An 18,930-nucleotide genomic window follows, 5' to 3' on the forward strand; every position below is an offset into this window, starting at 1 on the left:
GTGCGCTCGGCGCCGGCAGCACCGTTGCTGCCCCGCAGGTCGAAGACCGCTGATCCGGAGGGACGTCGCACCGAGGAACGCCGCACCGATGTGGTGCTGCGGCCGGCCGCGGTGGCGATGGCGTTCATCGCCCCGGAGCAGCCGCACGAGCCGATCGCCGTGCCAGGGGTCGCACTCGCAGCCGATGACGTGCTCGTCGCGATCGAGATGTCGACGATCTGCGGTTCGGACGTGCACACGGTGCATGGGCGGCGGTCCGCGCCTGCACCGCTCGTCCTCGGGCACGAGAGCGTGGGGCGCGTGATCGCGATCGGCTCCGCCGGGGTTGATGCCGCCGACGGCACGCCCGTGCGGATCGGCGACCGCGTCGTCTGGTCGGTGACGGTGTCATGCGGTCGGTGTGACCGCTGCACCACCGGGCTGACGCAGAAGTGCCGCGAGCTCGGCAAGTACGGGCACGAGCGAATCGCACCGCATCGTGAGCTCACCGGCGGGTTCGCCAGCCATGCGCAGCTGCGCCGCGGGACGACGATCGTGCGCGTGCCGGAGACGCTGCCGGCAGCCGTTCTCGCCCCGGCGTCGTGCGCGACCGCGACGGCCTGGGCGGCCGTGCAGCGCGGCGCTGCCGGGCGGGATCTCAGTGGGATGCGCGTGCGCGTCTACGGCGCAGGTCTCGTCGGGCTGTCGGCCGCCGCGATCGCGGAGTCACAGGGAGCGATCGTCGACGTGGCCGACCCGAACCCGCTGCGTCGCGCCGCTGCCGAGCGGTTCGGCGCTGTGTCCGCGGAGGCGATCCCGGCCGCTGTGCACCCGGAAACTGTGCACCCAGAAACTGTGCACCCGGAACCCGAGATCGTCATCGAGGCCTCCGGGCACGCCGTCGCGCAGGCAGCGGCCGATGTCGCCGTCGGGGGCACAGTGGTGCTCGTCGGCAGCGTGTTCCCCGCAGATCCCGTGCCGCTGGATGCCGAGTCGCTCGTGCGCCGGATGATCACGATCACCGGCATCCACAACTACACCGGAGCCGATCTCGCGGACGCGGTCTCGTTCCTCGCCGTCCGCGGGCGGGCGTATCCGTTCGCCGAGGTCGTCGGCACCGTGCATCCGCTCGTCGATCTCGATGCGGCGCTGCGCGCGGCATCCGCCCCCGACGCACCCCTCCGCGTCGGGATCATCCCCCGCTGACCAGGGCGCCCGCCGGCAGATTCAGGAGACCGGCAGGATCAGGCGATCGGCAGAGGGTAGCGGCGGCGCAGCAGGGCCCGCTGCACCAGCGTCCAGGTCACCGTGACGACCAGATACAGCGCAGCGGCGAGCGGCACGAACACGGCGAACACCGCGGTCAGGTAATGCAGGGCGTTCATCATGCCAAGCATCCCCGGCGTCGCGAGCGGCCCCTCGGCCGGTGCCTGCGGTCGGAAGACCCTGCGGGTGATGTCGGCGACCACGAGGATGACCACCAGCACGACCGCCCACACGACCGCTGTCGCCGGATCGATGCCGGCGCCGATGGCGTGCAGCAGCGAGGTGCCCAGCGGTGCGCCGAACAGGTCGTGGGTGAGCAGCTCGTTCGCGTGACCAGCGATCTCGGGACGCAGGAAGAGCGTGTAGAGGATGCCGACGACGGCGGCCTGAACGATCAGCGGCAGGCAGCCGGCGAGCGGCGAGGCGTTCTCCTGCTTGTACAGCGCCAGCGTCTCGCGCTGCAGGCGCTCGGCGTCCTTGCCGTGACGCTTCTGCAGGTCGCGCAGCTTCGGTGCGAGGCGGGCGCGCATCTGCTCGGCTCTGGCCTGCGAGACGCCGACCGGGATGAGCAGGGTGCGCACCAGAACGGTCACGAGCACGACGGCGAGAGCCGCGGCATTCGCGCCCGCAAGAGGTTCGAGCAGATGCGAGAGAGAGAGGAGGGCGTTGTAGGCGGTGTCGAGAAGAAGGGTCAGTGGCGGGAAGGCGAAGATGTCCAAGGTGTGTCCGTTCGAGAGCAGGAGAAGGGTCGGCGAAGGCCGCGTTCTCCTGCCTCGACGTCACATCTCATGGATGCGCGTCACCGGGCAGGTCACGCGGCGAGCGCGACTCCCGGTGCTCGCGGACGCGGATGCCCATCGGCATCCGGATGACTCTGCGCGAGACGCGTGGACACGTCGATCGCGCGGCGCGGGTGTGGTGCGGATCGGATGCCGGCGTGCGGTGCCACCACGGCGATCACGAGGGTCAGCACAGCGAGGGCGACGAGGACCGCCGCAACCCCCAACATTCCGTCGACTGGCAGGGGCACGGCGCCGAGCGCTGTCAGCATCAGCTGCAGCAGCGTGTTCAGCGTGTCGATCACGTGCACCTCCCGTCAGGGCAAGAGGTTAGCATCCGATCCCGACTGCGAAGCCAGCCACTCATCCAGCGTCGTGGGCAGGATTCGCGCGCCGTCTCGCGGCAGCAGTGTGTCGGGCTCCAGCGGCCCGCCGAAGTAGCGCCCGTCGGCGGCGGCGTGCACGGTTCGGTCGTCGCCGCGAGCCCGCAGCGAGCGGGTGATGAAGTCCGTGAGTGGCATGCGCTCGGGCCCGGCGATCTCAACATCCGACCGCAGTGGCACGGCGAGTGCGATCTCGATGATCGCATCCGCGACATCAGCACCCGCGGCGGGCTGCACGAGGGCATCCGGCAGGGTGACGACCCCGTCGATCGCGGAGGCAGCGGCGATGCCGGGGGCGAATTCGAAGAACTGCGTCGCGTGGACGATCGAGAAGGGGACGCCGGAGTCCCGCACGATCTGCTCGGCCGCGGCCTTGCCGCGGTAGAACGGCACTTCGGCGCGGGCAGAGCCGACGATGCTCAGCACGACGTGGTGTCGGATGCTGAAGGCGCGCTCCGCGCGCAGCACGTTCTCGGTGCCGGTCTGGAAGAAGTCGTGCATGGCACGCTGGTCGTGCGTCGGCGGCTTGGACACGTCGATCACGATCTCGGCGCCGTCGAGGACGGACTCGAGCCCGGCTCCGGTGACGGTGTCGACGGCGGTGCTGCGCGCGGCCACCCGCACCTCCCTGCCGAGGTGGCGCAATCGGCTGACCACCTTCGTGCCGATCTGGCCGGTGCCGCCGATGACGACGATGCGTGACACGGTCGTCGGTTCAGGATTCGGCGTCGGCGGCGTCCGCCACGGCTGTCGGAGCGGATGCTGCGTCATGTGCGTGGATCGTCGCCGGGTAGTCGGGACGATCGGGCTGCCGACCCTGGTGCCCGCCCTCGCCGCCCTGGCGGCCGCCGTACGGACGGCCGTGGTCGGCGAACTCCTCGCGACTGAAGACGAGCAGCCACTCGCCGATCGTGAAGTGCAGTCCGGTCCGAAGAATCGCGGAGCGCTCCTCATCGTGCTCCTCCTGGCGCACCATGCTCATCGTCCCAGCGCCGTGCATCGTCAGCACATACTCATCGTGCTCGTCGTGCACGATCGTGGCGTGCAGCGGGTCGGCACCTGGCAGCTGCAGGGTGCTGGCTTCGTCGGAGCCGATCGTCACCTCGTCGAGGGTGATCTGGAAGACGAGGCGCTCTTCGTCGAGGCCGGTGATCCGCAGATGCGGCTTGCCTGAACCCCACTCGCCATGCGTGGTGGTCGGCTTGTACCCGTAGCTCTGGTCGTTCATGATGCCTCCTCGATGCGACAGCAGGCCTCTCGTTCAAAGGTATCCCCGGCCGCGGGCGTGTTCCAGGGGTTGTCGCGCGGTGACTGTCAAGCCCCTCGCGGTGACGGTGCTCCGCGACGAGACTTCTGATGAAGACGAGACTTCTGATGAAGACGAGAGGAGCCCGAGATGACCGAGCCCGAGATCCACACCTGGTGGCCCTATCTGTCCATCGCATCCAAGAACGCCATGCAGCAGGTGCTTGCGGACCCCGATCGGGGGCTGCCAGTGCTGATCTGCGAAGAGATCGAGATCCTGACGGGCGCTCCGGTGCGCCCCGACCGGCGTCTGACTCAGGCGGAGCAGGACTTCATCCACACCCAGCAGGAGATGGTCGACTGACCCTCAGCCGTCCCTGACTTCTTCCTGGCGAGGGGCGTCGCGCTCGCCCGTGTACTCGGGGCGCTCAGGCTGCGAGTCCTGATCCGAGAGTTCGCCGCCCTCTCGTCCTCCGTACGGACGCCCGTGGTCCGCGAACTCGTCACGGCCGAAGACCAGCCGCCAGCGGCCGACAGAGAAGTGCGCGCCCGTGCGCAGCACCTCGGAGCGGGCTTCGCCGTCCTCGTCGCGTTGCGCGTTCATATCTCCGGCACCGTGCATGGTCAGGACGTGCTCGTCGCGGTCGTCGTGGACGATCGTGGCGTGCAGCGGATCAGCGCCCGGCAACAGCAGCGTGCTGCCGCCCGCCGAACCGATCGTCACCTCGTCGACCGTGAGGTCGAACGTCAGGCGCGCCCCGTCCTCGGCGGTGATGAGCAGGTGCGGTCCGCCCGCGCCCCACTCCGCGTGGGTGGTCGTGGGCTCGTAGCCGTCGGATCGATCGTGCATGTCTCCTCCTCTTTCACAGTGTCGGATGCTGAGAACTCGCGGCCGTCGCCGGCGTCAGCGTGAGATCACTTCGACGGTTCGGCCCGTCGTCTCGGGCTCCAGATGCCGGGCGATGTCGGCCTGGCTGATGATCCCGGCCAGACGATGGTCCCTTATCACCGGGATCCTGCGGATCTGATGCTCCTCCATGAGCGCCAGCGCCTGCGCGATGTCTGCATCCGCGTCGATGGTCACTGGCTTGTCCTCTGCGAGGCGTCCGGCGTTCGTCGTCTCGGGGTCGAGCCCGATCGCGACGGCTTTCACCACGATGTCCCGGTCGGTCAGCATCCCCTTGAGCCGGCCGTCTTCGCCGCAGATCGGCAGCGAGCCGACGTTCAACTCGCTCATCCGCTCGGCGGCGATCGAGAGTGCATCGTTCTCGCCGATGCACTGGGCGTTCGGTGTCATGATTTCTCGCGTCAGGGTCATGGCCCTGCCTCCCTCTCTTCCGTGCAGTCTCTCTGCGCAATGTCTCTGTGCAATGTGCCCACGACCGTACGCAGGGCGACGCGCAGCTGGAAAGGGGTTGACAGGTCGACGATGACGCGTCACGTGCCTCAGGCGATCGCGACGGAACTCGCGTTCCCCGGCATCAGTCGTTGCTGTCGAGGTGCTCAGGCAACAGCGTGATGCCGCCTGTGCTGCTGGCGGAGTTCGCCATTGAAGTGATCCACTCGGCGCTGAGCTCGGGGCGCTCCGGATCGACGAAGACGAACCTCAAGGGGATCGACGGGTGCAGCCAGATCGTCGAGCGGCCGGTCGGATGATCGGCGGGGTGCTGCCATGACAGCGTGAAGCTCTCATTGCGGCGCAGCTTCGTGGCGATCACCACCTTGAGATGCGCGAGCGCGCGATCGTCGATGTCGATCGGCTCAGAATTGTCGCCGTAGTACAGCCAGCCCATGGGCCTAAGCTTGCCCCACTGGCATGGTGCGCACCAGTGGGCAGTCGTCGTCACGCAGAAAGGCGCCACACATGGGAAAGTTCGTCTACGACGGCACGGTGAAGACCGAGATCGAGGACCGCGCGCTGACACATGTTCAGCTGGTCATCACCGCGAAGCTGCGCCGCGGGGAGCCGTTCCCGTTCAGCTGGCGTGAGGATGCCAGTGTCGGCGGTGGCCGGACGACGGTGTGGGTCCAGCCGGGCAGCTCGCTGGTCTTCAAGTACTTCGGCAGTCGGCAGCCCGAAGTGAACCGGGCGTGGATCGAAGCCCTCGCGTACACGGCGAACACCCCGGCCGGCCTCTACCTCGTGCCGGAGCCCGCCGAGGGTGAGCAGGCGCCCGCAGCGGACTAGTGCGTCGGGGGTGTCTGGCTGTCAACCCCCTGGAACTCCTTGCGCCGACGATGGAGAGTGCGTCGTATCCATCGAACCGCGCAAGAGGAGCAACGATGACTGCCACGACGCCCGATCCCCGCCACCAACAGCATGACGAGGGGTTCCCCTCGCAGCACCAGGATCAGCCGGGGCTCACCTCGCAGACCCACCCCACGCCCGATCACGGTGAACAGACCTATCGCGGACACGGGCGGCTCGCCGGTCGTCGTGCGCTGATCACGGGTGGGGACTCCGGCATCGGCAGAGCGGTCGCGATCGCGTTCGCCAGAGAGGGTGCCGATGTCGCGATCGTGCACATGCCATCGGAGCAGGAGGACGCCGACACCACTCTCGAATACATTCGCGACGCAGGGCGAGAAGGCCTGAGCCTGGCGGGTGATCTGCGCGACGAGCGATTCGCCGAGAGCGCCGTGCGAAGAACTCGCGAGACGTTCGACGGACTGGATCTGCTGGTGCTGAACGCGGGCTACCAGCACGACATCGATGGCTTCGACTCGCTGCAGACCGAAGACATGCGGCGGGTCTTCGACACGAACCTGGTCGGCATGCTCGTCACCGCGAGGGCGGCGTACCCGCACCTCGAACCAGGGGCTGGCATCATCGTGACCGCGTCCATCCAGGCGTACAACCCGTCGCCGGGCCTGATCGACTACGCGATGACGAAGGCCGCGCAGGTCGCCTTCGTCAAGGCGCTCGCCGAAGAGGCCGGCGAGCGGGGCATCAGGGTGAACGCCGTCGCACCCGGGCCGATCTGGACACCGCTCATCCCCGGCACCGGCTGGGACGCAGCGAAGCTCGAGCACTTCGGCACGGATACCCCGCTCGGCAGAGCCGGCCAGCCGGCCGAACTCGCCGGGGCGTATGTCTACCTGGCATCCGAGGAGTCGTCGTACACCTCCGGAAGCGTGCTGGCCGTCACTGGAGGCAAGCCGCTATGAGTGCCACCACCGACGAAGGTCCGAGTCGACCGGCCGCACACGGCGCCTGGGAGTTGACCCGCCTGGGGCATGACAGCTGGCGGATCTGCGATCCCGCCCGACGCCAGGGCGACGCCGACTGTCTGATCGCGTATGTGGATCGGCATCCCACCGGAATGCTCGACGTGCTGTGGTTGCGCACGCCCTGTCCGCGCTCAACCCGGTTCCGCGACTTCGACCGCCTCTTCGAAGCACTCGACCTGGCGGTCGCGAACGCCTCTGACAGGTCGCGCGCGCCGTCCCCGATCCGACACCGCCCGCCGATCTGAAGCACGGCGTCACGTCCCGGCGCGGCCCCGACGCGGGCGTAGCCTCGAAGGATGACTGATCTGCGCGAACTGCTCGGCATCCGGCATCCGATCATCCTCGCCCCGTTCGGCGGACTGTCATCGGTGCCGCTGACGGCCGCCGTCAGCGAAGCGGGCGGGCTCGGATCCTACGGTCTGTACGGCTACGACGGTCAGCGCATCCGCGAGACGGCGGCAGCCCTTCGGGAGGTGACCGACGCGCCGTTCGCGTTGAACATCTGGCTCCCCACCGGCGACGAAGTCGCACCCGGCCGTGAGCACGACGCCTACGCCGCCGCGCTGCTGCCGTACTTCACCGCCGTCGGCATGGATCCGCCCGCCAGACCCGAGCGCTATCTGCCGTCGCTCGACGAGCAGCTCGACGCGATCTGGGCGGCCGCCCCGGCAGCGCTCAGCGTTGTGTTCGGCGTGCCGAGCGCAGCCATCGTCGACGAGGCGCACCGCCGTGGCATCCGCGTCATCGGCACCGCGACCACGGTCGCCGAGGCCGTCGCGCTCGAGGCCGGAGGGGTGGATGCCATCGTCGCGACCGGCGCGGAGGCCGCGGGCCACCGGGTGTCGTTCCTGCGCCCGGCAGAGCAGTCGCTGGTCGGGTTGTTCTCGTTGCTGCCGCAGGTGTCGGATGCTGTCGCCGTACCGGTCATCGCCGCTGGTGGCGTCGCCGATCGGCGTGGCGTCACTGCGGCCCTCGCGCTCGGGGCCGCCGGCGTGCAGGTGGGCACCTCGTTCCTGGTCACCGGGGAATCGGCCGCGAACGATGCGCACCGCGCGGCGATCCGCGCGACTGCGGCTGATGAGAGCGTGCTCACGAGAGCGATGAGCGGGCGCCTCTCACGAGGTGCCCGTAATCATGCGGTCGCCGAGATCGAGGCATCCGGTGCCATCGCGCCGTTCCCCGCGCAGAACTGGCTCACCGGGCGCTTCCGCGCCGTCGCCGGTCAGCGGGGGATGGGCGAGCTGCAGTCGCTGTGGCTGGGACAGTCAGCGCCGCTCGCGACCAGGGGGACCGCCGATGACGTGTTCGCGGAGCTCGTGGCGGGACTGACTCTCTGACGGTCTAGAGGATGACGGTCGAGCGGCCGTGCACGATCACGCGATCCTCGGCATGCCACTTCACGGCGCGGGCGAGGACGAATCGCTCGACGTCCGCCCCACGGCGCTGCAGCTCGGCGGCCGACTCGGCATGCGTCACCCGCGTGACGTCCTGCTCGATGATCGGCCCCTCGTCGAGGTCGGCCGTGGCGTAGTGCGCGGTCGCACCGATCAGCTTCACGCCGCGATCCTTGGCGCGCGCATACGGATTGGCTCCGATGAACGCGGGCAGGAACGAGTGGTGGATGTTGATAACCGGCGCGCCGATCCGCTCGATGAAATCGTCGGTGAGGATCTGCATGTACCTGGCGAGCACGACCAGGTCGACATTGCCCTGCAGCAGCTCGAGTTGTCTGGATTCCATCTCGGCCTTGGCATCAGCGCCCGAGCCGCGGGGGATGTGCACGAACGGCACGCCGAACGAGCGGGCCGACTCCGCGAGATCGGGGTGGTTCGAGACGACCATCGTCACGTCGATGTCGAGTTCGCCGCGCTGCGTGCGCCACAGCAGCTCCATCAGGCAGTGGTCGTATTTCGACACGAAGATCGCGACGCGCTTGCGCTTGGACGTGTCATGCAGCGACCACTCCATGCCGAAGCGTCCGGCGACATCGGACAGTGAGGCCTCCAGTGCAGGGCGCTTCGCCGACAGTCCCTCGAGGTGGATCACGGTGCGCTGGAAGAAGCGTCCGCCGATCTCATCGGTCGAGTGCTGGTCGAGCGAGATGATGTTCGCCCCGTGTGCTGCCAGCACCCCGGCGACGGCCGCGACGATTCCCGGCTGGTCATCGCAGGCGATGAGAAGGCGGGCGGTGTCGGTGTGCGGCATGACAGCTCCTTGCAGGGGTATCTGTCGATTCTGCCCTCCTCGCACCGTGCGTGCGAATCAGTCCGCGGTCCGTGTCGTCCTAGCGGCGGAAAGGCGACACGGCAATCCCCTTCTCTGCGGCGAATCCCTGGCCATAGCGTGAGCGCATGCCTCGTCTGGTCAAGGTCTCCCCGGATGCGCCCGGTTACCGCCGGGTGGCCAGCGGCCGTGGGTTCCGCTATCTCGACCAGGCGGGCGCCGCAGTGGCATCCGCAGAGCGCAAGCGCATCAAGGCACTGGCGATCCCGCCTGCCTGGCACGACGTGTGGATCAGCCCAGAGCCGAACGGCCACATCCAGGCGGTCGGCGTCGATGCGGCCGGGCGCCGACAGTACATCTACCACCGCCGCTGGCGCGCACGCCGCGACGCGCGAAAGTTCGCGCGCGCACTGGAGCTGGCCGAGGGGCTGCCGCGGGCACGTGCGCAGGTGACGAAGGCGCTGCACGCGGAGGGCATCGGCCGTGATCGCGTGCTCGCGGTCGCCTTTCGGGTGCTGGACGCCGCCGCCCCGCGCATCGGCTCAGCCCGATACCTGGCGCGACACGGCAGCAGGGGGCTGACCACCCTGCAGCGACGACACGCGCATGTCGACGAAACGACCGTGACGCTCGCGTTTCCCGGCAAGAGCGGCAGGCGGGCGATGATCGAGATCGACGATGCCGACCTCGCCGCTGCCGTGGACGATCTCACCGCAGGGCGGCCGCGAGCAGCGCTGCTCGCGTACCGGGAGGGGCACCGGCGCCGCGCACTGACACCTGCCGACGTGAACGCGCACGTGCGGGCACTCACGGGCGGCGCGTTCACGGCCAAGGACTTCCGCACACTGCACGGCACGATCGTGGCATCCGACACCCTCGCGCGCATCGGTGCGACGGACACCGCGCACCTCCGTCGCCGGGCCGAGACGCTGGCGGTGCGCGCGACAGCGGATGCCCTTGGCAACACGCCCGCCGTGGCGCGGGCCAGTTACATCGACCCGCGGGTGTTCCGCGCTTACCGTCGTGGCGCGCTTCTGCGCCTCGACGTCGCGCCGGAGTCAGCGCTCCGACGACTCATCCTCGAGAACTGAGAGTCATGCCATGTCCTACCCAGCAGAGTCCCAACCCGCAGAGTCCCGTCTCGACGAAGGTCCGGCTGTCGTCATCCTGGCCAATCCGTCCGATCGCGAGCTCAGCGCGCTGCAAGAGCGGTTCGGCCTGCACCCGCTCATCGTCGACGATCTGCGGGCCGGTCGGCAACAGCCGAAGTTCGAGCGTCCCGGTGATCACCTCTACCTGTCGCTGTGGGACCTCAACGCCGCGGGCGACAGGGAGAAGGGCGACACCGACAGCGACCTCGCAGTGATCTTCGATGAGAAGGTCCTGCTGCTGGTGCAGCGCGGTTCGCCGCAGGTGCTGCGCGATCTGGACGCAGCGCTGTCGACACCGGGAGCGATGCCGGTGGCATCCACGATCTCCGCCGTGTATCGCATTCTCGGAACGATCGTGGCGGACTTCGTCGAGCTCGGCGCCGCGATCGAGCGGGAACTCGACTCAGTGGAGGAGGAGGTGTTCGACAGCCGTGTGCGCGAGGACTACCGGCGCATCTACCGACTGCGCGGTCGGATCGGCCAGATCGATCGCGCGGCGTCCGGCCTTGCAGAGGCGGTCCGCTCGGCACGGCGTGAGATCCAGGCGATCACGGAAGACGATCCGGAGCTGCGGCCCTATTTCGTCCACCTCGAACACGACGCGGTGGGAATCGCGCATCTCGCCGGGGCGGAGCACAGGGAGTTGGATGCTGTGGTCGCGAGCCATGAAAGCAACGTCTCCACCCGGCAGAATCAGGACATGCGCACCATCTCTGCGTACGCGGCGCTGTTGGCCGTTCCGACCGTGATCGCCAGCGTCTACGGGATGAACTTCAAGGCCATGCCGCTGCTCGGCTGGGAACTGGGCTGGATCGTCGTGATCGCCCTCATGCTCGCGCTCGACGTGGTGACATACGTCCTGTTCCGCCGTCGCGGCTGGCTCGGAGGGCCGCCGTCCACGCGCAGCGACGGCGAGCGCTCCGACCAGAGATGAGTTGCGTCAGGGTGCCGGCGTGCGATTCTCGGCGCTGACCATCCAGGCGAACTGCTCAAGCTCCTCCAGTACGACGTGCAGGATGTCTGCGGTCGTCGGATCCTCCTCGTCGACGGGGTCATGCACCTCGCGGACGGTGGCGATGGTGGCCTCGAGGCGCTCGGTGATCAGGTCGACCGTGTCGGTCGTCGAGACCTCGCCCTCGGGGTACGACGGCAGCGACGTCGACCCCGCGACAGCGCTGCTGCGTCCGTCGGGCAGCGCATGCAGCGCGCGCATCCGCTCGGCGACCGTGTCTCCCAACCGGCGGGCGGCAGCCACGATCTCATCCAGCTGCAGGTGCGTGTCGCGGAAGTTCGTGCCGACGACGTTCCAGTGCGCCTGCTTGCCCTGGAACTGAAGTTCCAGCAGGTCGACCAGCACCCGCTGCAGGCTCTTGCGCAGTTTCGCGGATGCCCGGAAGCCGCTCTCGGCGTTCTGCTTCTTGGTGAGTTGTGCCATCATCTTCTCCTTGTCGCGATGCTCTGCGCTGCGCGTCAGCGGTTGAGTTCAGTGGTTGCGGAGCATCGAGATCAGCTCCGCCTTGCGCTTGCCGGAGTACCCCGTGATTCCGAGCTCTTTCGCTCTGGCTCGCAGCTCGTCGACCGTGCGGTCGTCGTAGTCCTCTGCTTCGCCGCCTCGTCTGCCGACTGTTCTGCGACCGTCTCGGGCCGCGGCGTTCGATATCCGGGCCGCCTTCTCCTTCGACGCTCCATCGTCCCGGAGCTCCTCATAGAACTCGGGGTCCTTCAGGCTGTTCGATCCGCGTCCGCGGGGCATGATGTTCTCCCTGATCGTGTCGGTGGTGATCGAGCCAGCATGTGCACGTTCTGCGGATGCCCGTCAGGGGGTTGACAGGGTCAGGTCAACGGGGGAGCTAGCACCGGCATCCGACCGCGTCAACCCCCGCGACCGCAGCCGCAGGCACTGGCAGGCTCGACCCACAACGCAACGCACGGATCCACCCGTGCCGCACGTCAACAGAAGGAGCTCAGTATGAACATCGCTCTCATCATCATCATCGTCATCGCGATCATCGTCGCCATCGTCTCGGGGCTGAACGCCGCGCTGAGCTGGTTGCTCTGGGTTGCCCTCATCATCGGTGCGATCGCACTGATCGCGTTCCTCATCAGGGTCATCGGCGGCCGCAACACCACGGTCTGACGATTCCACGATGACTGCCCCGCTCACCGCACTGACCATCTCGTGCACGCTCAAGCCGTCGCCAGGACAGTCGAGTTCTGAGGTGATGAGCCGCCAGCTGCAGGAGATGCTCAGTGCACACGGCGTCACGAGTGAGCATGTGCGGGCCGTCGACCATCGCATCCTCCCCGGTGTCGAGAAGGACATGGGGGAGGGTGACGATTGGCCGACGCTGCGCGAGAAGGTGCTCGCCGCCGACATCCTCGTCTTCGTCACCCCGACCTGGCTCGGACAGCACTCGAGCGTCGCCCAGCGCGTGCTGGAGCGTCTCGACGCCGAGTTGGCGGAGACGGATGCCGCAGGGCGACCGATCCTGTTCGACAAGGTCGCCATCGCCGGCGTCGTCGGCAACGAGGACGGCGCGCACCACATCGTCGCCGTGCTGTACCAGGCGCTGAACGACGTCGGCTTCACCGTGCCGGCGCAGGGGTGCGTGTACTGGAACGGCGAAGCCATGCACAAGACCGACTACAAGGACCTGTCGCAGACGCCGCAGAAGGTGGCGTCTGCGACGAAGACGGCGGTCGAGAACGCCGTGCACCTGGCGGGCCTGCTGAAGACCAGTGCGTATCCGTCCGCAGAATGACTGCTGATCGTCCGCCGGCGCCCAGTACGCTGGGCGAGTGGAAGAGAGCGCCCTCGGACTGGTTCTGATCCCTCTGCTGGCCGTGATCGCGCCGATCCTGGCGCGCGCGATCGGCCCGGTCCTGCGGATCCCGGTGGTCGTCTTCGAGTTGGTGCTCGGCATCATCGTGGGCCCCGCCGTGCTCGGCTGGGTGCATCCGACGGAGATCATCGGAGCGCTCAGCGAATTCGGTCTGGCGATGCTGTTCTTCCTCGCCGGCACCGAGATCGACTTCGCCGCGATCGGCCGTCGGCCGCTGGCTCGTGCCTCGCTGGGCTGGCTGCTCAGCATCGCCCTCGGCATCGGGGTCGGCTTCCTGATCGCGCCGGGTGACGGGATGATCGTGGTCGCGATCGCGCTCAGCTCGACCGCGCTCGGAACGCTGATGCCGATCCTGCGCGACGCCGGCGAGATGACGACCCCGTTCGGACGCGCTGTCACGGCGATCGGCACGGTGGGCGAGTTCCTGCCGCTGATCGCCATCTCGATCTTCCTCAGCGTGCGCTCGGCGCCGCTGGCGACCGTCGTCCTGCTGGTGTTCGTCGCCCTCGCGCTGCTCGCCGTCTATGCAGCCCGCCGCATTCCTCATGGTCGGCTGCATGCGTTCGTCAACGCGACGCTGCACACCTCAGCACAGTTCGGCGTGCGGTTCGTGCTGCTGCTCGTCGCGGCACTGGTGGCGCTGAGCGTGTGGCTTGACCTCGACATGCTGCTCGGTGCCTTCGTCGCCGGCGCCGTGTGGCGGATCGTCATGTCGAGTGCATCCGAGAAGGATGCCGAGCAGGTCGAGAGCAAGCTCGAGGGCATCGCCTTCGGATTCCTGGTGCCGATCTTCTTCCTCTACACAGGCGTGACCTTCGACCTGCAGGCGCTGTTCGCCTCGCCGCTGGCGATGGCGCTCGTGCCGCTGCTGCTGATCGCGTTGCTGGTGATCCGGGGAGCCGCCGCCCAGTTCTCGGCCACTCGTGACATGAGCGGCCGCGACCGGACGGCGCTGGCGCTGCTCGCAGCCACCGGATTGCCGATCATCGTCGCGGTGACGGCCATCGGCGTCGATCAGGGGATGCTCGAAACCGACGTCGCCGCGGCGCTCGTCGGCGCGGGGATGCTGTCGGTGCTGCTGTACCCGCTGATCGGCATGACGCTGCGCGGTGAGCGCGCAGCCGTGCAGAACGCGAAGGGCACGCTGCAGGGGGAACTGTGACCGCCACCGCCGAACTGCTCGCCGACGCGCGGCGGCGCCTCGCGGGCGTGCCGCAAGAGGGGCTGGGTCTCGAGCGCACCTCCCGCTGGCGGGGCGCCCGCATCGTACGGGCGGGGACGGCTTGGCACCTGGGCGTGCTGCTGCTCACCGAAGATGCCGTGCTCGCGACCGACGAGATCCTGCGCGCGGCGGAATCCGTCCGCCGCGGGTACACAGCCGAGTCGTCGCGCGCCCGCGCCGAGCGCGCTGGGCAGGCGAGCAGAGGCGGCTTCGCCGATGGCGAGGTCGTGCACGTCGGCTGGCGGACGCTCGATGTCGCCGCAGTGGATGCTGGTGCAGCATCCGATCCGCTCGCGCTCGTCGGCGGCGTGCCGCACGTGCGCTGGGCGCCCGGCGCCGCGCTCGTGCCGTTGGCGGGGTACCTCGACGAGCAGATCGCGCTCGCGCGCCGCTGAGCCGGGGTCAGCCGCCGAGCAGGCGGGGGAAGCGTGCGAGCAGGTCGTCGCCGTCGACGGATGCTGACAGCACGGCCCGCTCGGTGGCGTCGTACTGTGCCGGGTCGAAGTATCCGGATGCCCGGTACACGGCCATCCGGTCGGCGAAGTCCTGCGGTGAGGCCTCGGGGTGGAACTGGGTCGCGTACAGGTGGTCGCCCACGCGATACGCCTGCACGCGGCAGGCCGCGTTGGTCGCCAGCAGCACGGCCCCTGGCGGGGTCTCGCGGGCCGATTCCTTGTGCGCCGTGAACACCGACAGATCCTGGCCCCCAGGCCCGAACAGCGGATCTGCAAGACCCGCCTCGGTGAGCGTGATGCGGGTCGCGCTGGCCTGCTCGGGCTGGGTGGTGTCCACCGTGCCGCCGAGCATGCGCGTCACGACGCCGATGCCGTAGCAGGTGAACAGCGCCGTCGTCTCGCCGTCGAGCGCGCGGGTGGCGATGCGCTCGAGGTCGTGCTCGACCGCCTGCTGGTAGTCGCTCTTGACCGCGTCGGTGACGTTGAAGGGTGAGCCGCCGATCACGAAGCCGTCGTACTGCTGCCATTCCACCGTCTCCAGCGATGCGTGCAGCAGGTCGATCCGATCGAGCATCCCGAGCCCGAGGCCGCGGCTGAACGAGCGATGCTCGGCGTCTGCCGCACTCCGCTCGGGGCGGACGCACACATACAGCACCGAAGACATGTCGCGAGTCTATTGCGACGAATCGGGGCATGCGGGAATACCCGTAACCGGACGTCGTTGAACTTGAGTGAAGTACGCTCAACTTTAAGGAGGACGCGATGTCCAACGACTTCACCGATGGCGGCTCGGGCTCGTTCGACGAGTTCCTTTCCCGCTATCTCGCCGGCGAACAGGCGCGCCAAGCGCGCTCCATCGACCTCAGCCGGTTCCTCACCGCGCGCACGCAGCAGATCCTGCAGCGCGCCGGCCGCTTCGCCCTGGAGCGCGGCCAGACCGAGCTCGACGCACTGCACGTGCTGCGCATGATCGTCGAAGACGACGCCGTCGTGCAGGCGGTCGAGCGGATCGGCGTGCGTCCGGCGTCCATCATCGAGGCCGTCGAAGCGCGCCTGCCCATGCCTGGCGAACCCTCGTCGCAGGATGCGGCGACCATCACGCCCAGCGCCAGCCGGGCGCTGTTCCACGCCTACCAGGTCGCCCGGTCGTCCGGCTCCACCTACATCGAGCCAGAGCACCTCTTCTTCGCACTCGTGCTCGGGCAGGACGTGCCAGCAGGGCAGATCCTGGCGCGCGCCGGCGTCACCGCCGAAGCCCTCACACAGGGGCTGCGCGAGCCCGTGCACGCGGGTGGCGAGGCTGTGCCCGAGACTGCTGCGGCTGCAGCATCCGACACTCCGATGCTCGACCAGTACGGCCTTGACCTCACCGCGCAGGCCAGGGCGGGTGAACTCGACCCCGTCATCGGCCGCGCCGGAGAGATCGAGCAGACCATCGAGATCCTCAGTCGTCGAACGAAGAACAACCCGGTGCTGATCGGGGAGGCCGGCGTCGGCAAGACCGCCATCGTCGAGGGGCTCGCCCGCGCGATCGTCGACGACGCCGTCCCCGCGCAGCTGCACGGCCGCCGCGTCATCGCACTCGACCTGCCCGCGATGCTCGCCGGCACCCGCTACCGCGGCGACTTCGAGGAGCGTCTCACCAAGACCATGGATGAGATCGCCGCGCACAAGGGCGAGATCATCGTCTTCATCGACGAGGTGCACACCGTCGTCGGCGCCGGCGGATCCGGCGAGGGCGGGATGGATGCCGGCAACATCCTCAAGCCGCGCCTGGCGCGCGGCGACCTGCACCTCGTGGGCGCGACCACGCTGAGCGAATACCGCCGCATCGAGAAGGACCCGGCGCTGGAGCGTCGGTTCCAGCCGGTGAAGGTGGCGGAGCCGTCCATCGAAGACGCGGTGAAGATCCTGGAGGGACTGAAGCCGGCCTATGAGGAGCACCACGCCGTGACGTACGCCGACGAGGCGCTGCGCGCCGCCGTCGAACTCAGTGCCCGCTACCTGCCCGACCGCGTGCTGCCGGACAAGGCGATCGACCTGATCGACCAGGCCGGTGCCCGACTGCGGCTGCGCCTCGGCGTGCCGACCGATGTCGAGTCGCTGTTCGCCGAGCTCGCCGACCTGGAGGCGCAGAAGAACGCCGCCGTCGGCGCGGAGCATTATGAGGAGGCGCTGCGCTTGCGTGATGAGATGTCTCGCGTGCAGCACCGCATCGATGAGGCCCGGCCGTCCGGGGGCGGTGCACAACTGGCATCCGGCTCGCAGTCGGCCGTCGGCTCGCGTTCCGCGTTCGGCTCGCAGCCGGCCGCCGTCGTGGACGAGGTCGAGATCGCTGCGGTGATCTCGCGCGCCACCGGCATCCCCGTCAGCCGCCTCACCGAGACCGAGCGCGCGCGACTCGGCGACCTCGAGTCCGACCTGCACACCCGCGTGATCGGGCAGGATGACGCAGTCGCCGCCGTGGCGCGCGCCGTCCGCCGCAGCCGCACCGGCATGGGCGACGCGCGTCGCCCTGTCGGCTCGTTCCTGTTCCTCGGTCCCACCGGGGTCGGCAAGACCGAGCTGGCGAAGGCTCTGGCCGACCGCCTGTTCGACGACGAGAACGCCGTGATCCGCTTCGACATGAGCGAGTTCGGCGAGCGGCACACCGTGTCGCGTCTTGTCGGTGCTCCTCCTGGATACGTCGGCTACGACGAGGCCGGGCAGCTCACCGAGCGCGTGCGGCGCAACCCGTACTCGATCGTGCTGTTCGACGAGATCGAGAAGGCCCACCCTGACGTGTTCAACCTGCTGCTGCAGGTGCTCGACGATGGGCGTCTGACCGATGGCCAGGGCCGCACGGTCGACTTCCGCAACACGGTGATCGTGATGACCTCCAACATCGGGTCGGAGTTTCTCGCGTCGCGGTCGGGTGCGCTCGGCTTCGTGGCATCGCAGGACGGGTCGGCGAACGGTTTCGCGTCGCAGAAGGACCTTCGCGACCGCGTGATGGGCAAGCTGCGTGAGGCGATGCGTCCGGAGTTCCTGAACCGCATCGACGAGATCGTGCTGTTCCAGAAGCTGTCGCGCGACGAGCTCGGACGCATCGTGCGCCTGATGCTGGATGCCAGTGCGCAGCGCCTGTCGGCGAGGGACATCACGCTCGAGGTGACGGATGCCGCGGTGGAGTGGCTCGGCGAGCACGGCTACGAGCCCGAGTACGGTGCGCGTCCGCTGCGCCGGCTGATCCAGCGTGAGGTCGACGATCGCATTGCCGACCTGCTGGTCGCAGGGTCGCTGGCCGATGGCGGTCGGGTGCGGGTGGATGCTGTGGACGACGCGCTGCGCGTGGAGTCCGCTGCGCTCGCCGCGGTCTGACGTAAGACCTCAGCGCGAGGAGTTCGTGGTGCGGCCGCGCACGATGCCGACGAAAGCGTCGACGTCGGGCGTGGTCGTGTCGCGGCGCCATGCGACGCCCACCGGCGAGACGGGACCGGCCAGGAGAGGGCGGTAGTCGACGTCCTTGCGGTGATGCAGGCGCGCCAGCGACATCGGCACCACGACGATCCCGACGCCGCTCGCGGCTGTGGCGATGGCCTCTTCGGTGGTCGCGACCTGCGGGAAGCTCGGCGCGATGGTCGGCAGATCCAGCGGCCCGAGCACATCGTCGGCCGGGGTGATCAGCACCTGTCGGACCAGGTCGTCGGCGGTCAGTCGATCGGTCGCCAGCAGGAACGAATCGATCGCAGCCACCACGACCGGGATCTCTTCGTACAGCGGGATCACATGCAGGTCTTCCGGGCGCTCGACCGGCAGTCGCACGATCCCAGCATCCACCTGCTCTGCGCCGTCATCGAAGAACTCGCGCTGCGCGGCGACGGTGAGCGGAACGAGCTCGATCTCGACGTGCGGCATGCGCTCTTTCCACGCGTCGATCCACTTGCCGGGCGTCGCACCAGGGATGATCCCGAGGCGGAACGTGCGCGGCTCTTCGGGGGCCGGCTTGGGCTCGTCGAAGCGCTTCGCCGGGGCCTTCTTCTGCGTACTCTTGCCCGGTGCTCCCTTGCCCTGTGCACCCTTCTTGGGCGCGGGCTTGCCCGAACCAGGACGCGCCGGACGGGCCCCACGTGCAGGTCGACGCCGGTCGTTCTTCATCGGTTCAGCGTAGCGG

At 68.7% G+C, this 18,930-nt stretch carries 25 protein-coding genes; 13 read left to right on the plus strand and 12 right to left on the minus strand.

The features are described from left to right. Nucleotides 1-1,185 carry an alcohol dehydrogenase catalytic domain-containing protein gene (locus MNR00_RS03480; protein WP_241927788.1) on the plus strand — a complete coding sequence of 395 codons (1,185 nt, stop codon included), beginning with the start codon at nucleotides 1-3 and terminating at the stop codon, nucleotides 1,183-1,185. A 38-nt stretch (nucleotides 1,186-1,223) separates the two neighbouring features. On the opposite strand, the gene yidC is transcribed toward MNR00_RS03480, so the two are convergent. The 4 genes from yidC to MNR00_RS03500 form a co-directional block, all read right to left on the minus strand. Next, nucleotides 1,224-1,964, minus strand: coding sequence for a membrane protein insertase YidC (gene yidC, locus MNR00_RS03485; protein ID WP_241927789.1), 741 nt, complete (start codon nucleotides 1,962-1,964; stop codon nucleotides 1,224-1,226). Nucleotides 1,965-2,056: 92 nt separating this feature from the next. After that, nucleotides 2,057-2,329: a DUF6412 domain-containing protein gene (locus MNR00_RS03490; protein ID WP_241927790.1), complete on the minus strand. Its 273-nt coding sequence runs from the start codon at nucleotides 2,327-2,329 to the stop codon at nucleotides 2,057-2,059. Between the two features lie 12 nt (nucleotides 2,330-2,341). Beyond that, the gene (locus tag MNR00_RS03495) at nucleotides 2,342-3,112 is read right to left on the minus strand and encodes a LysR family transcriptional regulator (protein ID WP_241927791.1); all 771 of its coding nucleotides are present in this window, start codon (nucleotides 3,110-3,112) and stop codon (nucleotides 2,342-2,344) included. 10 nt (nucleotides 3,113-3,122) lie between these two features. Beyond that, nucleotides 3,123-3,635: an FHA domain-containing protein gene (locus tag MNR00_RS03500; RefSeq protein ID WP_241927792.1), complete on the minus strand. Its 513-nt coding sequence runs from the start codon at nucleotides 3,633-3,635 to the stop codon at nucleotides 3,123-3,125. Nucleotides 3,636-3,803: 168 nt separating this feature from the next. Between MNR00_RS03500 and MNR00_RS03505 the strand changes: the two genes are divergently transcribed. Continuing rightward, nucleotides 3,804-4,016, plus strand: a complete 213-nt coding sequence (locus MNR00_RS03505) for a hypothetical protein (protein WP_241927793.1) — start codon at nucleotides 3,804-3,806, stop codon at nucleotides 4,014-4,016. A gap of 3 nt (nucleotides 4,017-4,019) precedes the next feature. Here the strand turns inward: MNR00_RS03505 and MNR00_RS03510 are convergent, their stop codons facing one another. From MNR00_RS03510 to MNR00_RS03520, 3 genes are all read right to left on the minus strand, one after another. Then, complete coding sequence (locus MNR00_RS03510) at nucleotides 4,020-4,502, minus strand: hypothetical protein (protein WP_241927794.1); 483 nt, start codon at nucleotides 4,500-4,502, stop codon at nucleotides 4,020-4,022. A 54-nt stretch (nucleotides 4,503-4,556) separates the two neighbouring features. Then, complete coding sequence (locus tag MNR00_RS03515; RefSeq protein WP_241927795.1) at nucleotides 4,557-4,970, minus strand: CBS domain-containing protein; 414 nt, start codon at nucleotides 4,968-4,970, stop codon at nucleotides 4,557-4,559. A gap of 163 nt (nucleotides 4,971-5,133) precedes the next feature. Then, nucleotides 5,134-5,445, minus strand: coding sequence for a hypothetical protein (locus MNR00_RS03520; RefSeq protein WP_241927796.1), 312 nt, complete (start codon nucleotides 5,443-5,445; stop codon nucleotides 5,134-5,136). Between the two features lie 71 nt (nucleotides 5,446-5,516). On the opposite strand from MNR00_RS03520, the gene MNR00_RS03525 reads away from it, so the two are divergent. The 4 genes from MNR00_RS03525 (at nucleotide 5,517) to MNR00_RS03540 (ending at nucleotide 8,220) form a co-directional block, all read left to right on the plus strand. Next, nucleotides 5,517-5,840, plus strand: a complete 324-nt coding sequence (locus tag MNR00_RS03525; RefSeq protein ID WP_241927797.1) for an ATP-dependent DNA ligase — start codon at nucleotides 5,517-5,519, stop codon at nucleotides 5,838-5,840. Between the two features lie 95 nt (nucleotides 5,841-5,935). Next, entirely contained in the window at nucleotides 5,936-6,820 is an 885-nt protein-coding gene (locus tag MNR00_RS03530; RefSeq protein WP_241927798.1) for an SDR family oxidoreductase, read from the plus strand. Further along, complete coding sequence (locus MNR00_RS03535) at nucleotides 6,817-7,128, plus strand: hypothetical protein (RefSeq protein ID WP_241927799.1); 312 nt, start codon at nucleotides 6,817-6,819, stop codon at nucleotides 7,126-7,128. Before MNR00_RS03530 ends, MNR00_RS03535 begins: the two co-directional genes overlap by 4 nt. Nucleotides 7,129-7,179: 51 nt before the next feature. After that, complete coding sequence (locus MNR00_RS03540) at nucleotides 7,180-8,220, plus strand: nitronate monooxygenase (RefSeq protein WP_241927800.1); 1,041 nt, start codon at nucleotides 7,180-7,182, stop codon at nucleotides 8,218-8,220. A gap of 4 nt (nucleotides 8,221-8,224) precedes the next feature. On the opposite strand, the gene purU is transcribed toward MNR00_RS03540, so the two are convergent. Beyond that, nucleotides 8,225-9,088, minus strand: a complete 864-nt coding sequence (gene purU, locus MNR00_RS03545) for a formyltetrahydrofolate deformylase (protein ID WP_241927801.1) — start codon at nucleotides 9,086-9,088, stop codon at nucleotides 8,225-8,227. A 146-nt stretch (nucleotides 9,089-9,234) separates the two neighbouring features. On the opposite strand from purU, the gene MNR00_RS03550 reads away from it, so the two are divergent. Beyond that, a complete protein-coding gene (locus tag MNR00_RS03550; protein WP_241927802.1) occupies nucleotides 9,235-10,197 on the plus strand; it encodes a DNA topoisomerase IB in 963 nt (320 codons plus the stop codon). A 10-nt stretch (nucleotides 10,198-10,207) separates the two neighbouring features. Further along, complete coding sequence (locus MNR00_RS03555; protein ID WP_241927803.1) at nucleotides 10,208-11,191, plus strand: CorA family divalent cation transporter; 984 nt, start codon at nucleotides 10,208-10,210, stop codon at nucleotides 11,189-11,191. 6 nt (nucleotides 11,192-11,197) lie between these two features. On the opposite strand, the gene MNR00_RS03560 is transcribed toward MNR00_RS03555, so the two are convergent. Continuing rightward, nucleotides 11,198-11,692 (minus strand): DNA starvation/stationary phase protection protein, encoded by a 495-nt coding sequence (locus MNR00_RS03560; protein ID WP_347271925.1) that lies wholly within the window; start codon nucleotides 11,690-11,692, stop codon nucleotides 11,198-11,200. 48 nt (nucleotides 11,693-11,740) lie between these two features. Then, nucleotides 11,741-12,010 carry a Rho termination factor N-terminal domain-containing protein gene (locus MNR00_RS03565; protein WP_241927805.1) on the minus strand — a complete coding sequence of 90 codons (270 nt, stop codon included), beginning with the start codon at nucleotides 12,008-12,010 and terminating at the stop codon, nucleotides 11,741-11,743. A gap of 216 nt (nucleotides 12,011-12,226) precedes the next feature. Between MNR00_RS03565 and MNR00_RS03570 the strand changes: the two genes are divergently transcribed. The 4 genes from MNR00_RS03570 to MNR00_RS03585 are packed head-to-tail and all read left to right on the plus strand — an operon-like array spanning nucleotide 12,227 to nucleotide 14,717. Continuing rightward, nucleotides 12,227-12,394 (plus strand): hypothetical protein, encoded by a 168-nt coding sequence (locus MNR00_RS03570; RefSeq protein ID WP_241927806.1) that lies wholly within the window; start codon nucleotides 12,227-12,229, stop codon nucleotides 12,392-12,394. 10 nt (nucleotides 12,395-12,404) lie between these two features. Then, the gene (locus MNR00_RS03575; protein ID WP_241927807.1) at nucleotides 12,405-13,019 is read left to right on the plus strand and encodes an NAD(P)H-dependent oxidoreductase; all 615 of its coding nucleotides are present in this window, start codon (nucleotides 12,405-12,407) and stop codon (nucleotides 13,017-13,019) included. Between the two features lie 37 nt (nucleotides 13,020-13,056). Beyond that, nucleotides 13,057-14,262 (plus strand): cation:proton antiporter, encoded by a 1,206-nt coding sequence (locus MNR00_RS03580; RefSeq protein WP_241927808.1) that lies wholly within the window; start codon nucleotides 13,057-13,059, stop codon nucleotides 14,260-14,262. Then, nucleotides 14,259-14,717, plus strand: coding sequence for a glutaminase (locus MNR00_RS03585; protein WP_241927809.1), 459 nt, complete (start codon nucleotides 14,259-14,261; stop codon nucleotides 14,715-14,717). The genes MNR00_RS03580 and MNR00_RS03585 overlap by 4 nt, the downstream gene beginning before the upstream one ends. Before the next feature lie 7 nt (nucleotides 14,718-14,724). Here MNR00_RS03585 and MNR00_RS03590 read toward each other — a convergent pair whose 3' ends face one another. After that, nucleotides 14,725-15,441 carry a GMP synthase gene (locus tag MNR00_RS03590; protein ID WP_241927810.1) on the minus strand — a complete coding sequence of 239 codons (717 nt, stop codon included), beginning with the start codon at nucleotides 15,439-15,441 and terminating at the stop codon, nucleotides 14,725-14,727. A 98-nt stretch (nucleotides 15,442-15,539) separates the two neighbouring features. Here MNR00_RS03590 and MNR00_RS03595 point away from each other — a divergent pair, with 98 nt between their 5' ends. Then, nucleotides 15,540-18,137, plus strand: coding sequence for an ATP-dependent Clp protease ATP-binding subunit (locus tag MNR00_RS03595; protein ID WP_241927811.1), 2,598 nt, complete (start codon nucleotides 15,540-15,542; stop codon nucleotides 18,135-18,137). A 9-nt stretch (nucleotides 18,138-18,146) separates the two neighbouring features. On the opposite strand, the gene MNR00_RS03600 is transcribed toward MNR00_RS03595, so the two are convergent. Next, nucleotides 18,147-18,914, minus strand: coding sequence for a LysR family substrate-binding domain-containing protein (locus MNR00_RS03600; RefSeq protein WP_241927812.1), 768 nt, complete (start codon nucleotides 18,912-18,914; stop codon nucleotides 18,147-18,149). Between the last annotated feature and the right edge of the window lie 16 nt (nucleotides 18,915-18,930).

It is taken from the genome of Microbacterium sp. H1-D42 (assembly GCF_022637555.1).
In the GTDB taxonomy this organism is placed as follows: domain Bacteria; phylum Actinomycetota; class Actinomycetes; order Actinomycetales; family Microbacteriaceae; genus Microbacterium.

Coding starts and splice junctions, on each gene's coding strand:
- MNR00_RS03500 (WP_241927792.1), bottom strand. CDS start 3,635: ATGAACGACCAGAGCTACGGGTACAAGCCGACCACCACGCATGGCGAG.
- MNR00_RS03505 (WP_241927793.1), top strand. CDS start 3,804: ATGACCGAGCCCGAGATCCACACCTGGTGGCCCTATCTGTCCATCGCA.
- MNR00_RS03510 (WP_241927794.1), bottom strand. CDS start 4,502: ATGCACGATCGATCCGACGGCTACGAGCCCACGACCACCCACGCGGAG.
- MNR00_RS03515 (WP_241927795.1), bottom strand. CDS start 4,970: ATGACCCTGACGCGAGAAATCATGACACCGAACGCCCAGTGCATCGGC.
- MNR00_RS03520 (WP_241927796.1), bottom strand. CDS start 5,445: ATGGGCTGGCTGTACTACGGCGACAATTCTGAGCCGATCGACATCGAC.
- MNR00_RS03525 (WP_241927797.1), top strand. CDS start 5,517: ATGGGAAAGTTCGTCTACGACGGCACGGTGAAGACCGAGATCGAGGAC.
- MNR00_RS03530 (WP_241927798.1), top strand. CDS start 5,936: ATGACTGCCACGACGCCCGATCCCCGCCACCAACAGCATGACGAGGGG.
- MNR00_RS03535 (WP_241927799.1), top strand. CDS start 6,817: ATGAGTGCCACCACCGACGAAGGTCCGAGTCGACCGGCCGCACACGGC.
- MNR00_RS03540 (WP_241927800.1), top strand. CDS start 7,180: ATGACTGATCTGCGCGAACTGCTCGGCATCCGGCATCCGATCATCCTC.
- purU (WP_241927801.1), bottom strand. CDS start 9,088: ATGCCGCACACCGACACCGCCCGCCTTCTCATCGCCTGCGATGACCAG.
- MNR00_RS03550 (WP_241927802.1), top strand. CDS start 9,235: ATGCCTCGTCTGGTCAAGGTCTCCCCGGATGCGCCCGGTTACCGCCGG.
- MNR00_RS03555 (WP_241927803.1), top strand. CDS start 10,208: ATGTCCTACCCAGCAGAGTCCCAACCCGCAGAGTCCCGTCTCGACGAA.
- MNR00_RS03560 (WP_347271925.1), bottom strand. CDS start 11,692: ATGGCACAACTCACCAAGAAGCAGAACGCCGAGAGCGGCTTCCGGGCA.
- MNR00_RS03565 (WP_241927805.1), bottom strand. CDS start 12,010: ATGCCCCGCGGACGCGGATCGAACAGCCTGAAGGACCCCGAGTTCTAT.
- MNR00_RS03570 (WP_241927806.1), top strand. CDS start 12,227: ATGAACATCGCTCTCATCATCATCATCGTCATCGCGATCATCGTCGCC.
- MNR00_RS03575 (WP_241927807.1), top strand. CDS start 12,405: ATGACTGCCCCGCTCACCGCACTGACCATCTCGTGCACGCTCAAGCCG.
- MNR00_RS03590 (WP_241927810.1), bottom strand. CDS start 15,441: ATGTCTTCGGTGCTGTATGTGTGCGTCCGCCCCGAGCGGAGTGCGGCA.
- MNR00_RS03595 (WP_241927811.1), top strand. CDS start 15,540: ATGTCCAACGACTTCACCGATGGCGGCTCGGGCTCGTTCGACGAGTTC.
- MNR00_RS03600 (WP_241927812.1), bottom strand. CDS start 18,914: ATGAAGAACGACCGGCGTCGACCTGCACGTGGGGCCCGTCCGGCGCGT.